This is a genomic window from Acinetobacter sp. T_3_1 (assembly GCF_025377055.1).
GTDB classification, from domain to species: Bacteria; Pseudomonadota; Gammaproteobacteria; order Pseudomonadales; family Moraxellaceae; genus Acinetobacter; species Acinetobacter kookii.
In genome coordinates this window covers 28,005-41,425 of record NZ_JACHVD010000006.1, presented here as the reverse complement: position 1 = coordinate 41,425, position 13,421 = coordinate 28,005, and the positions used below count along the sequence as shown (strand labels likewise).

Below are 13,421 nucleotides of genomic sequence, written 5' to 3'. Positions count from 1 at the left end.
TTTTCTTTCTTAAACAAGCTACTTTCCTACCCGATTGTGAAGTTAGTATGCTTCATGATTATGAATAGATTGGTTTTTAGGAAAAAAGTGTGGCTTGACGTTGGTATTAAAAGAAAAATTAGACTTGAAGGAGCAGAAGAAGGGAAGATTGAAATTCCTAACTTTAATAATACTAAAAAGACGAAAAAGATTGAGATTCCAGAAATATATTGTTATCAACTTCAGAATGTTATTGCTGAAATTGAATCTTCAAGTTTTTATAATAAAAAAAACATTTATATCGAAAGATTTTTAGGGGTTGATCAAGAATTATGTGATTATAATAATGGTCATATCATTTCGAATTTGAAAAATTTTTACTTTATTAGGAAAAATAAAAAAGTTGAAATTTTGAATTGTCGTGTGCTTTTTTTAGGGGGGAATGGTTCTTTTAATTATTTTCATTGGATTATTGAAATACTTCCGAAATTAATTTTTTTTAATCAGTTGAATAGTATTGATTTGATTTTGGTTCACGAGAATGTTGTAAAAATAAAATCATATGCAGATTCTTTTAAATTATTTTTAAATTATTTTAATATAAATATTCCAGTTAAATATGTAGGAAAGAATACCGCTTTAAGATGTCAAGAGCTTTACTATATGTCCAGTTTTAATCATGTTGTTTTTAATGTAAAAGGTGAATATGATGTTAATTATATTAGGTTGTCTGACTCTAAAACTAAATTGATAAGTAATGTTTTTTTTAAAAATTATATTGAAGTCGGTTTTGATAATGAAGATAAGTTTCCTAAAAAATTTTTTATTAAACGCGGTAATGGGATTAGTTCATATAATAGGAGAAACTATAATGAGGAAGAGGTATCTAAAATATTGATAAATTTAGATATAAAAAGTATTTTTATAGAAGATTATAGTTTTTCTGAACAAATGAAATTATTCTCGAATGCGGAATTAATAGTTGCACCTTCAGGTGCATTTTTAACTAATATTATTTTTTGCAAAAAAAATACAAAAGTTGTAAGTTGGTTACCTGAAAAATTTAAAAATTTTTCTGCATATTCTACATTATCCTCTATATTTGAAGTGCAAATGCATTTTGTAACGTCAGAGTCAAAAAGTGAAAAAGATGCTTTGCATGGTGAATATTATTTGAATAAAGAACTTCTAGTTAATAAGATTCTTGAAATATCTGAAGTTTAGTATTTTTGATAAATGAGATTAGATATTTGTATGGATAAGCCTCCTTTAATAACTTTATTTTTATTTTGTTATAATCAAGAGAATTATATTGAAAAAGCTGTATATTCTGTTTTAGCTCAGGACTATGGAAACTTAGAAATTATCATATCTGATGATTGCTCTACTGATTCAACATTCGATATTATCCAAAAGATTGTTAAGAAATATGATGGAAATCATAGAGTGATAATTAATAAAAATACAGAAAATTTAGGCATTGGTGGTCATGTTAATAAAGCATTTAAAATGGCACTGGGGGAATTCATTATCTTTGCAGCAGGAGATGATATATCTTTTCCTGAGAGAGTGAGTAAAATTGTAGACAGATGGCTGGCACTAGATAAAAATGTGAGTGCTATTTACAGTGGTGCTAGACGAATTGATCAACATGGAAAAGATTGTGGGGCTTTGGACGTTGCTATTTCTACGATAAATCCAACAGCATATAATCTCATTTCTTATCGAGATAGTAATAAAAAGTATTTATTGATGGGCGCTAGTGCGGCTTATTCTAGAGATTTGAACAATCAGTTTGGTAGCTTATTACCAGATGTAAATGTTGAGGATATTCCTTTAACTATTCGTGCAAGTCTAATACATGGTGTAAGTTATATACATGAACCCTTGATTTATTACAGAGAAAATGTGTCTGTGTGGTTGCCACGAAAGTTAAAAAATGAGAGTTTTGATAGGCATAGAGCACGTTTACTACATCGTATTAAAAATAAATATTTTGTTGCTAAGCAAATTTTTAATGATGTTCAGTTTATCAAAGCGAATCAGCAAATAGTTAAAGTTGCAAAACAGCGACTTTTAGCAGTTGAATTTATTCAAAACTGTATAGAAAAAAAGAATTTTTCATTTTTGAATTTTTTAATTTTATCAATAAAAATACCTTCATATTGGAGATACATGTTATTTCCTATAATTATGTTTGCAAATCCTTTATTACATAGGATGATTTATAAAACATATATGCTTTTTAAAGGATCTTAAATGATTGCCGCTCAATCTAAAGTTTTTGCAGTGATTGTTACTTACAACAGAAAAGAATTACTACTTCAGTGTTTGTCTGCTTTAAATGATCAAACACATCGTTTGAGTCAGATTGTTATTGTTGATAATGCTTCAACTGATGATACTTTACAGGTGTTAAAAAAATCGGGCTTTTTGAACACTAAGAATATTCATTTGATTGCTCTTGCAGAAAATACTGGTGGAGCAGGAGGATTTTCAGTTGGTATGACATGTGCCTTTGAACAAGGGGCTGATTATGTGTGGATGATGGATGATGATGCTTTACCACACTTTACTGCATTAGAGGAGCTTGTAAAGCATGCGGTACCTGAAGCCATCTTTGGTTCATTGGCGGTCAATAAAGAATCCACCGCATGGACAACCACACTTCTTCCAAAATTTAAAGTTGTTAATTTGAAGCTGGATGTACCTGATAAATCAGAAGTTCAATCTTTACCGTTTCTCGGTTTCTTAACAAGTAAAGAAATTTATCAGAAAATTGGTTTACCCAATGAGTCCTATTTTATCGCTGCTGATGACACAGAATACTGTATGAGAGCACAAAAAGCAGGCTATAAAATTTTTATATGTGGCGCAAGTCAAATAGAGCATCCCAAATCTGATCGCTATGAAGTAAATATTTTTATTAAAAAGATAAATTGCTTAAAGCTAGTACCATGGAAAAGATATTACGATACGAGAAATCGAATTTTTATTGCTAAATCTTATTATGGAATTAAACTTTATACACAAACAATTCCATCTCTAGTATTAAGACTATTTGCAGCATTGCTTTATGAAAGTGATCGAAAAAAGCAGATTAAAGCTTTTCTTGTTGGTTTATATGATGGATTATCAAATCATGCAGGCAAAAGACATGATTATTGGAATTTATAAAAAATGAATATTTTAATTGTAGGGGCGGGTTTTGCTGGTTCAGTATGTGCCCGTGAACTTGCAGAAGTAGGACATCAGATATTGGTAGTAGATCGTCGTGATCATATTGCTGGCAATGCTTATGATGTAAAAGATGAACACGGTATTTTGATTCATCAATATGGGCCACATATTTTCCATACCAATAGTAAACGTATATTTAACTATTTATCCAAATATACAGAATGGCATTACTATGAACACCGTGTACGTGGTGTCGTAAATGGAAAAGAATATCCATTCCCCATCAATCGGGATACCCTCAACCAACTTTATAATTTAGACCTTGATGAAAAAGGTGCAGCTGATTTTTTTGAAAAAGTTCGAGAGCCGAAAGAGCAAGTTAGAACCAGTGAAGATGTAGTACTAAATAGTGTTGGTCGAGATTTATACGAAAAGTTTTTCTTAAATTACACCAAAAAACAGTGGGGAATTGATCCATCACAGCTAAAAGCAGGTGTGGCTGCACGTATTCCAACACGTACCAATTCTGATGATCGTTATTTTACAGATACTTATCAAGTAATGCCTTTACATGGTTATACCGCCATGTTTGAAAACCTTTTGAATCATCCCAATATTACTGTATGTCTTTCGACAGAATATAAAGAAGTACTCAATGAAAATGATACATTCGACCATTTAGTTTATACAGGTCCAATTGATGCATTTTATGATTATAAATTTGGACATTTGCCATATAGATCATTACGCTTTGAACACCAATATCTAGAGAATATAGAGCAATATCAAAGTGTGGGAACGGTAAATTATCCGAATGACTTTGACTTTACTCGTATAACAGAGTTTAAGCATTTAACAGGTCAAAAGCATCCATCTACTTCGATTGTTCGAGAATACCCAACTGATATAGGTGATCCGTATTATCCAATTCCTCGAGATGAAAATGAGCAATTGTTTAAGAAATACCAAGCCTTAGCGAATGCAGAAGAAAACGTGACTTTTGTAGGGCGTTTAGCTGAATACCGCTACTACAATATGGATCAAGTGGTGGGTGCGGCATTAAATGCTGTAGAAAAAATTTTGGGGAAATTAAATTGAAAATAGCATTCTTATGTAAGCGTCAATATATGTCTAAAGATGTCATTTTAGATAAATACGCCCGCTTATATGAGATACCCAATCAATTATCTTTATTAGGTCATGAAGTAGAATGCTTTTGTTTAAGTTATCAAAGTCATGTAAGTGGAACTTGGGATGAGTCAAATGAATTAAAATCTTTGATTTGGCATTCAAAAAGTTATAAAGGATTTAAAAAAGCTGGGTTATTATCTTATCCTTTTGTTCTTTTACAACAATTAAATAAGTTTCAGCCAGACATCATTATTGCGGCCTCTGATATTCCCCATATTGTGTGGGGGGCTTGGTGTTCTAGAAAATTGAATGTCCCTTTTGTTGCAGATCTTTATGATAACTTTGAAGGTTTTGGACAAGCACGCATACCTGGGATGAAAAGCTTATTGCGAAAAGCCGTCTGTAAAGCTCACTTAATTACTACTACAAGTCGGCCATTAGCAGATTTAGTTTCTCAAGAATATCGTGCCAAAGGCATCGTGTTGTCCATGCCAAGTACCATCGATACTGAAATTTTTGTTGCTAGTGATAAAGTAACAGCACGAAAACAACTCGGTTTACCAATAGATAGGCTATATATTGGAACAGCGGGTGGTTTATATAGAGACAAGGGGGTTCAGGTAATCTATCAAGCTTGGGAAAAGATTAAATCAGAATTACCAAATGTGGACTTAGTTATTGCAGGGCCTTATGAAAAGGAATATCCACCGCCTGTAGGTGATAGAGTTCATTATTTGGGAGCATTGCCACATCATCAAGTGGCCACTCTTTTTCAGGCTTTAGATGTCGGTATTATTTCAATCTTGGATACCCCTTTTGGTCGTTATTGTTTTCCCCAAAAAGCTTATGAAATGCTGGCTTGCCATTTACCTGTGGTAGTGGCTAATATTGGTGAGATGAACTATTTATTTAAAGATATGCCTCAAACATTATTTGAAGCAGGTAATGCAGAGGATTTGGCTTTAAAACTCGCCCAACAATTGAACACGCCACGGCACACACGAATTGCGATTAAAGATTGGGAAACCATTATCAAAGATATTGAACCCCTCATCACTTCACTAAAATTGCAACATTAAGCTTTCATCTCAAAAAATTATTGTGTGCTCGCTGCCAAAATTTTTGCATAAGCACTGGCTACGCTGTCCCACTCTATAAGTGCTAACGCATTTTTTCGAATACGTACTGCACGCTCAGCAGCAAGGGTTGGTTCATCTAAAGCCGTGGAAATTGCCGCGATTAATTCCTGTTTATTATGTGGATTAACCGCAATGTGTTTGATGTCTTCGCCTAATAAATCTTCAATTCCTGCTACATGACCGACCACAGCAGGGCATCCGCAGCCAATAGCTTCCATCAATGCAACCGGTAATCCCTCCTGATCACCATTGTCTGCTCGTACAAAAGGAGCCACAAAAAGGGTAGCTTGCCTATACTGATCAGGAAGCTTGTCTTGTGATAATGCACCTAAAAATTTGACATTGTTTTCAAGCTTTAACTGCTGTACCTGTGTTCTCAAATTTTCTTCTTCAGGTCCAAAACCCACAATCTTTAAGGATAATTCTGGACAGGTTCTTACCAAAATAGATAAAGCATCTATTAAATAATTAAGCCCTTTTTTAGGTACGAGCCGCCCGACAAAAAGTATTTCATTTTTATGGCGTTGTATATCAGATTTAGGCGTGAAGCGATTTTGTAAATCAACCCCCATCGGAATAACTTTAAGTATTTTAGGTTGTATTGAAATTTGCTCTAAGTATTCTTTCATTGCCTGACTGACAACAGTCATTGCAGTTGCATCCTCTGCAACTTTCTTTTTTACCTTCGTTAAAACATTACTTTGTAAACCAAATAAATCTCCCCCATGTGAAGTCACCAGATAAGGGAGATTAAATTTTTTGCAAAATCGGCTTGCAATCCAACCTTGTGGAATTAACCAATGTGCATGAATAATATCAATATTTTGTGTACTCAAAATTTTTTTGACTGCAAAATATTGTCCTATCAGAAAACTAGGAACAAGCAACCATTTCCACCAAAAAGCTTTTAAATTGTTAACGATACCGCCATTATTGACCAATGATTGTAATTTTTTAGGGGCATATTTATAACGAACGACCTGAACACCATCTAGGAGCCCATTCGGATCGGCATTTACAGCATCGGGTACAAGTGCAATTACATGAAATTGCTGAGCAAGTCTTTTACAGAGTTCATGGACAAACCCAGGCTCATGATCATTTGCCCAGCGTGGATAAGTTGATGCTAAAACCAGTACTGTTTTTTTTTGAGCCATAAAGAAAAGCCTAGAGAATCGAGTAATGCGCTAAATTTCAGATATTTTCGTCCGCAATTTTTTTAATCTATCTAAAAATTTAATCCTATTCAGGATATTCTACATGATAAAAATTTATAAGAAATAGAAAGTATTATGCTTACAGTTTCTTTTAGATCAGCCAAATGAATCTCTCTTGTACTCCATCGGATAATCTAAGTTATTATAACCATATTCTATTTTCACTGATTTAATCATGAAATTCCTCCTCCTTCTCTTAGCCAGTGTTTTCATCTCCCTGGCTTGGCTTCTGCCTATCCATTACCGCCCGTGGGTCACCTACACGGGGGAACTGTTTGCTTTTTTATCACTCTTTACATTGGCTGCCATTTTTTTAAAAGACAAAATTAAATTGCCAGTGATCAGCCTGCCGCTATTATTTCTCGCGGCTATCCCGCTGGTTCAGTATGGGGCAGGTGAGCTTTTTTTCTTTGATAAAGCCTTGCTATGTAGCTTATTTGTGCTTGGTTTCTGGCTGAGCGTAGTGCTTGGCTATAACTTGTCGAGCGAGAAAGTAGACCGAGCAAACATTTTTACCGGACTCAGTTATGTGTTTCTCATGGCCGGAACAGCGACGGGTGTCATTGCGATTTGCCAATGGTTAACGCTCGATGCCTATATCCCCGGGATGGTGAATATGCAACGTGCTGTTCGTCCCTATGCCAATTTTGCCCAGCCAAACAATATGGCTACTTTTTTGCTCATGTCACTTTTGGCTTGTTTATATTTATATGAAACCAAAAAAGTCCAGACCAAATGGCTGGTTCCAGCGGCATTTATTATGTTGGTGAGCATGGCATTAAGCCAATCCAGAACCTCATGGGTGGCTTGTGTCTTTATTCTGGTTTATTTGGCTTATCAGCAATTCAAAGGCTATATCCATATTAAATGGTATTCCCTGGCGGCATGGTTAGGTGTATTTATAGGATTAGTCCTGGTATTGCCTGTTATTGGGAGCTATTTAACCCAATTATTGGATATACAGATTAAAGCTGTAGATGTGGCAAGACGCGCTACCGGGGATATGTCGCGGTTAGCCATCTGGAATCAAATGCTGCATGCCATTATGGATCGTCCATGGTTTGGTTATGGCTGGAATCAAACCAGTGTCGCATATACCCTAGTCAGTGATCATTTCCAGGGACCGGTATGGATTCGTAGCGCGCATAATTTTATTCTCGATTTTATTTTGTGGAATGGCGTAATTATAGGCTTGCCGTTTCTGGCTTATTTTGGCTATTGGGGTTATCAGCTAAATAAGCGTGTCAATTCTGTTGAATCCGTGATCGGAATTTTAATGGTGGGTGCAGTATTGATTCACGCCATGCTGGAATTCCCGCAGTACTATGCCTATTTCCTGCTCCCGGTCGGTTTTATTATTGGTCTGGTTCAGTCACAACAGGCAGATACCAAAATCCTGACCCTTTCACCCAATTATATGCGGGTTGTTTACGGTTTATTTTTCTTGCTGCTGATTCTGATCGTGCGGGATTATTCGGTGATGGTTCCTAAACTCAATCAAACGCTACGCTACGAAAAAGTACCGCAAAAAATTACCAATCAAGATCAGGTTTACTTGCTGGAAGAATTTAACCGGCGTATAGACTGGATTCGTATGAATCCCTATAGCAAGGTGAGTGCACAACAGCTTGAAGAAATTAGGGAGATGGTGCTTAATTATCCGACCTCCTATGATCTGCTGAAGTATGCCAAAATACTGGCTTTTAATGGCTATGAACAGGAAGCCAGACATCAGCTCTGGTTGTTAAAAAAATTACGTAAAGTCGATTGGGACTATGCGTCATTGGCCCAGCCTGCTGCCAAAAAGTAAAATTTTAAAAAGTGAATCGACCAACTCAAACAGCCAGTCAATCGACTGGCTGTTTTTAAACTTAAATTTGGCTTTGAATGTAGTTTTCGATACCGACTTTCTCGACCAGATCAAGCTGGGTGGTGGCCCAATCCAGATATTCCTCTTCTTCTTCTAGAATTTCCTGAACAAGATCACGGGTGACATAATCCATTTCCTGCTCGGCCAAGCTGACCGCTTTTTGCAGGGCTTCAATATTTTCGTTGACTTTACGTACATCGCAATTCAGTACTTCAACAGTATGCTGACCGATGTATAACTTGCCTAAATTCTGTAAGTTAGGCAGACCTTCAAGAAATAGAATGCGTTCAATAATTTTATCTGCATCTTTCATTTGCTGAATCGATTCTTTGTATTCTGCCGAACCCAGCTTCTCAATTCCCCAATCGTTAAACATGCGTGAGTGCAGGAAATACTGGTTAATGGCAGTCAACTGGTGATAAAGCACCTGATTTAACTGATTAATGACGTCACGATTGCCTTTCATTGTAAGTTCTCCATCAACAATTTTTTGCCTTCACAAGGGTCAGGCAATCAAAAAAAATGATTATTGCAAATATCTTAAACAACAAGCAAAACAATGGCGAGTAGTTTATTGAACAGCAAATGAAAATCGCAATCAAGAACGATAATAGGCGCTATGCTACATGGGCGTGTATAAAAAACCCGCCTAGAGTCATAAGCGGGAGAGGAGAAAATGATCTTTTGATCATCCAGTTTCTCATTGAAATAATCGGGTTCTAAGCTGCCACAGAGATGCGGGCTGCAATTTCTGAAAGTTCTTCGCTAATGATGGCGCGTGCTTCAGGGGCGCAACGGCCACAACAGGTACCTAAATCAAGCAGGTCACGAATTTCACGATAGCTTTCCGCACCATTTGCAACGGCATCTTTAATATCTTGATCGGTAATACCACGACATAAGCATACGTACATTTGAACTGGCCACATAAAAGTGAAATGGGATAAGTGATATTATTGATAATTATTATCGTTTGTCAATGAAATTCATTTGAAATATCATTTATTATGATTGAGTTTTTGAATAAAAAAATAGCACCTGAGCGGAAATCCGAGTGCTGCTCGGATTTTCGTTCAAGATGAATTGATCATTTGGAAATGAATTTTTGAGACGTGGGTATTTAATGAGTTTTGTAAATTATTGATTAATAATTACAATACCATCCATTTCAACCAAAGCTCCTTTAGGCAAGCTGGCGACACCTAATGCTGCGCGTGCAGGGTAAGGCTGGGCAAAATATTCACCCATAATCTGGTTGACCAGCTGGAAGTGGGAAAGATCGGTCAGGAAGATATTCAGTTTGGCGATATCTGCCAATGAGCCACCGGCTGCTTCACAAACGGCTTTCAAGTTATCAAATACACGGCGAATTTGTGCTTCAATGCCTTCAACCAATTCCATACTGTAAGGATCTAAACCAATTTGACCTGAAAGGTATAGGGTATTTTCAACTAAAATTGCTTGAGAATATGTACCAATAGCTGCAGGTGCATTTTCAGTATGGATTACTTGACGGGACATCGATTTCTCCTTATATCATCTCTATGCATCATAGCCTAAATTATTCAATAAGAGTGACTTATGTTTGAACTAACTGGCTTTGGATGCTTCAGCAATGTTAATGGGCTGGGCTAAACGGGTAATGCGTGGAAAACCAAAGTGCATACGTAAATCACGAATAATCTGGGCAATTTGCTTACGGTTATGCACTACAATATGCACATAGGTTTTGCCTTCATGGGCATGAACCATTTCTACACCGGTTTTTTCTTTCCGGCACTGATAAATCAGGTCAGAAATCTGTTCATCATTCATCAGCATATCAATGCTTAAATAGGCAGTGAAACTGATGTCATCGAAATCTTCAGATGTCCAGTGCAAGGGCATAATATTTTCTGGATGCAGATGCTGTTCATGCAACAGGTTATGACAACGCGCACGATGCACAATCAAGCCACGCCGTGAGAGATGTCCCTGAATTGGATCACCAAGCACAGGATTGCAACAATGGGCGTATTTGACATCTACACCTTCTGTGCCTTGAATAAGACGGGTAGAAGACTGGTTATCCAGGCTTTGTCCTTGTGCAAACAGGTGGTTGGCCACTAATTGCGGTAACAGGTCGCCCACGGCAATCTGTTCAAATAAGTGTTCCTTAGATTCGATATGTCGCCATTGCAATATATCAATCCAGTCTGCTTCGGTTAAATCTTTGATGGAGCGATTAAACAGTTTCAGTGCACGGTTCAGGGCTTGCTGGCCGACCAGTTGTTGTTCTTCAATATCCTGATCACGCAAAATATTCTGGATGGCACGACGCGCTTTTTGGGTATTGATGAAGCTGAGCCAGTCCGGATTTGGTGTCGCCAGAACATCGGTAATAATCTCGATCACTTGCCCACTGACCAGTGGTGTGGAAAGGGGGCGGGTTTCACCGTTTATTTTTGCTCCGACAGCATGGTTGCCTAAAAACAGGCTGGCTGAATAAGCAAAATCGACGGCTGTAGCCCCTTGTGGAAGTTCGTGCAAATGGCCATGCGGGGTATACACCCAGATTTTTTCCTGATGCAGATAATCCAACAGATCACTAAAGGTGGTTTTGGCACATTCACCATCCACCAGTACATTCAGGTTCTGCATAGACGCCTGAATGGCTGAGCGGCAGGCTTGCGGTGCATTTTCACCCAGGACCACACCGAAACGGGCAGCCTTACGCATCAGCTCGGTCTGAATAGTCAAAGAGAGCGTGGTTTTCTCACCTTTTAAGCGCATCATTAAAGACTGGTTGCCACCTGGCAATGGACGGCGGATATGATCTTCATAATGTAGAATCTGGAAATTTTCGCGCAGGATTTCTGCCAGACGGTCACAGTCGGCAATGCTTTGCAGGATAATTTCAAAAGCATGGCTGTGGGTGAGCTCTTGCAGGTCAATATCGTTTTTGACGAAGTGGCGCAGCAATTCAATATTGTTATTTTTCTTCTTAATACGGCCAGTAATCTGGTGCTGTTGCAGCAGTTCAGTCAGGTTTTTTTCCCAGATACTCTGATATTCACAGCGTTTCGGTTTGGTTTGTAGTAGGGCATCCTGAACATTGTTAAACATATCCAGGTCAAGATTTTGATAGCACAGATGTTCTAGGTTGTCGGCCATCTCGTTCATGCCGACGATACGGGCCATCGGCACAAAAATATCAAAGGTTTCCTGGGCAATACGTGCCCGTTTATCTGGGCGCAACGAACCTAAAGTGGTCATGTTGTGATAACGGTCAGCCAGCTTAATAATAATGACACGCGGGTCTTGCAGGGTAGCTTGCAGAATTTTACGGAAGGAGGCGGCTTTATTATATTCTTTGTCGCTAGAATGACTGAGTTTGGTCACGCCATCGACCAGCTCGGCCACCGTGCGGCCAAATTTTTCCGTAATGTCTTCTTTGTTGAAATCGGTATCTTCAATCACGTCATGCAGCAGGGCGGCCATCAGGGTTTCGGCATCCAGACGCATATGCGCAAGAATACTGCTGACCGCAATCGGATGCAGGATATAGGGTTCACCACTTTTACGGGTGATGCCGTCATGGGCAATATCGGCATAATCGCAGGCCACAAGCACGCGCTCGACATCACTTGCACTTAAGTAAGCGTCGATAATAATTTTGAGCTGTTGTTTGGCTTGGCTGACCTGTGGGCCTGGCATATAACACCTTTATTACTTCAGTTTCTACAATTTAAATCGCTAGAGCTTTAATGAAAAGCATATTGCATGACTTGTCAATTTTTTCATTTAAAAAACAGCAAAAAGATACATCCTAAATAACGTATCTTTAATTTTATGTTATAACGGTTATTCATCCAATATTAAAGTTGTGCAATAAAAAAAGCCTAGTTAAAACTAGGCTTTTTTAAGATATTTTTTCTTATTGGAAAGAAAAGCCATCTAAATTCAAATTGTTTGCAGAAAGTGCAAGGTCAAGGCTAGAAGTTTGATAGTCTTGATCACGTTGTTTCAAAATATCTTTAGATACATGACCTACCGCAATTTCACGTAAAGCAACTACGGTCGGTTTATCGTTATCCCATTCTACAGTTGGTTCAATGCCTTGACGTGCCAATTGACGCGCGCGTTTGCTTGCCACTAGTACAAGCTCAAAGCGGTTGTCTACATGGTCTAAACAATCTTCAACGGTTACGCGTGCCATAAGAATTCTCGTTTGAATATTAAATTTGAACAGACTGGGCAGTATAAAATGCTTTGCCTGCAGACTCAAGTTTTAATCACGGTTCAACAGGAGTAATTAATTTTTCAATCAGTTCCTGATGACGGGCTGCCTGCTGTGCAATCACTAAACGATTGGCAATAATCACACATTCCAGATCATGCAGTGCTTTATTAAAGTCATCATTAATAATGACATAGTCAAAGTTTGTATACTGCTGCATATCTTCAACTGCACAGCCCAGGCGGCGCTCAATCACTTCAACAGAGTCTGTGCCACGGTTGGATAGGCGCTGGCGCAAATCGAACTGGCTTGGCGGTAAAATAAAAATTTGTTTCGATTCGGGAAAAAGTTTGCGGACTTGATCTGCACCTTGCCAGTCAATTTCAAGTAAAACATCATGCCCTTTGGCAAGCTGCTGTTTTACAGTGGCTTGAGCCGTACCGTAATAATTGCCAAACACTTCTGCATATTCAATAAAACCGCCTTGCTCAACCAAGGCAAGAAAATCTTCTTTTTTTGAAAAATGATAATGTACACCGTCAAGCTCACCGGGACGTTGGTCACGAGTAGTATGAGAGACAGAAACGTGCAGATTGGTCACACGGTCGAGAAGGGCTTTAACGAGGGATGTTTTGCCTGTTCCGGATGCAGCAGAAACGACAAACAAGAGACCCGACATGATATTT

Annotated in this window: 13 protein-coding genes; 6 read left to right on the top strand and 7 right to left on the bottom strand. The window is 37.8% G+C overall.

The window, feature by feature from the left end:
* Positions 1-87 precede the first annotated feature (87 nt).
* From H4I94_RS08210 to H4I94_RS08190, 5 genes are read left to right on the top strand one after another with little or no spacing between them, the layout of a single operon-like run.
* A complete protein-coding gene (locus tag H4I94_RS08210) occupies positions 88-1,203 on the top strand; it encodes a glycosyltransferase family 61 protein (RefSeq protein WP_261182754.1) in 1,116 nt (371 codons plus the stop codon).
* Positions 1,204-1,233: 30 nt separating this feature from the next.
* Positions 1,234-2,238 carry a glycosyltransferase family 2 protein gene (locus tag H4I94_RS08205; protein ID WP_261182753.1) on the top strand — a complete coding sequence of 335 codons (1,005 nt, stop codon included), beginning with the start codon at positions 1,234-1,236 and terminating at the stop codon, positions 2,236-2,238.
* The gene (locus H4I94_RS08200; RefSeq protein ID WP_261182752.1) at positions 2,239-3,156 is read left to right on the top strand and encodes a glycosyltransferase family 2 protein; all 918 of its coding nucleotides are present in this window, start codon (positions 2,239-2,241) and stop codon (positions 3,154-3,156) included.
* Positions 3,157-3,159: 3 nt separating this feature from the next.
* Positions 3,160-4,257, top strand: a complete 1,098-nt coding sequence (glf, locus tag H4I94_RS08195; RefSeq protein WP_261182750.1) for a UDP-galactopyranose mutase — start codon at positions 3,160-3,162, stop codon at positions 4,255-4,257.
* 29 nt (positions 4,258-4,286) lie between these two features.
* Positions 4,287-5,369, top strand: coding sequence for a glycosyltransferase family 4 protein (locus H4I94_RS08190; RefSeq protein WP_261182748.1), 1,083 nt, complete (start codon positions 4,287-4,289; stop codon positions 5,367-5,369).
* Positions 5,370-5,386: 17 nt separating this feature from the next.
* Here H4I94_RS08190 and H4I94_RS08185 read toward each other — a convergent pair whose 3' ends face one another.
* On the bottom strand, positions 5,387-6,586 hold the full coding sequence (locus tag H4I94_RS08185; RefSeq protein ID WP_261182747.1) for a glycosyltransferase: 1,200 nt from the start codon (positions 6,584-6,586) through the stop codon (positions 5,387-5,389).
* A gap of 235 nt (positions 6,587-6,821) precedes the next feature.
* Between H4I94_RS08185 and H4I94_RS08180 the strand changes: the two genes are divergently transcribed.
* Positions 6,822-8,456, top strand: coding sequence for a PglL family O-oligosaccharyltransferase (locus H4I94_RS08180; protein ID WP_261182745.1), 1,635 nt, complete (start codon positions 6,822-6,824; stop codon positions 8,454-8,456).
* A 61-nt stretch (positions 8,457-8,517) separates the two neighbouring features.
* Here the strand turns inward: H4I94_RS08180 and bfr are convergent, their stop codons facing one another.
* The 6 genes from bfr to gmk form a co-directional block, all read right to left on the bottom strand.
* The gene (gene bfr / locus H4I94_RS08175) at positions 8,518-8,982 is read right to left on the bottom strand and encodes a bacterioferritin (protein ID WP_092820182.1); all 465 of its coding nucleotides are present in this window, start codon (positions 8,980-8,982) and stop codon (positions 8,518-8,520) included.
* Positions 8,983-9,235: 253 nt separating this feature from the next.
* Positions 9,236-9,430 carry a bacterioferritin-associated ferredoxin gene (locus H4I94_RS08170; protein WP_086174534.1) on the bottom strand — a complete coding sequence of 65 codons (195 nt, stop codon included), beginning with the start codon at positions 9,428-9,430 and terminating at the stop codon, positions 9,236-9,238.
* Between the two features lie 223 nt (positions 9,431-9,653).
* Positions 9,654-10,037, bottom strand: a complete 384-nt coding sequence (locus H4I94_RS08165; protein WP_092820181.1) for a RidA family protein — start codon at positions 10,035-10,037, stop codon at positions 9,654-9,656.
* A 69-nt stretch (positions 10,038-10,106) separates the two neighbouring features.
* Complete coding sequence (locus tag H4I94_RS08160) at positions 10,107-12,212, bottom strand: RelA/SpoT family protein (RefSeq protein WP_261182740.1); 2,106 nt, start codon at positions 12,210-12,212, stop codon at positions 10,107-10,109.
* A 220-nt stretch (positions 12,213-12,432) separates the two neighbouring features.
* Entirely contained in the window at positions 12,433-12,714 is a 282-nt protein-coding gene (gene rpoZ, locus H4I94_RS08155) for a DNA-directed RNA polymerase subunit omega (protein ID WP_004896248.1), read from the bottom strand.
* Positions 12,715-12,790: 76 nt separating this feature from the next.
* Positions 12,791-13,414 (bottom strand): guanylate kinase, encoded by a 624-nt coding sequence (gene gmk, locus H4I94_RS08150; RefSeq protein ID WP_092820179.1) that lies wholly within the window; start codon positions 13,412-13,414, stop codon positions 12,791-12,793.
* Positions 13,415-13,421: the final 7 nt, after the last annotated feature.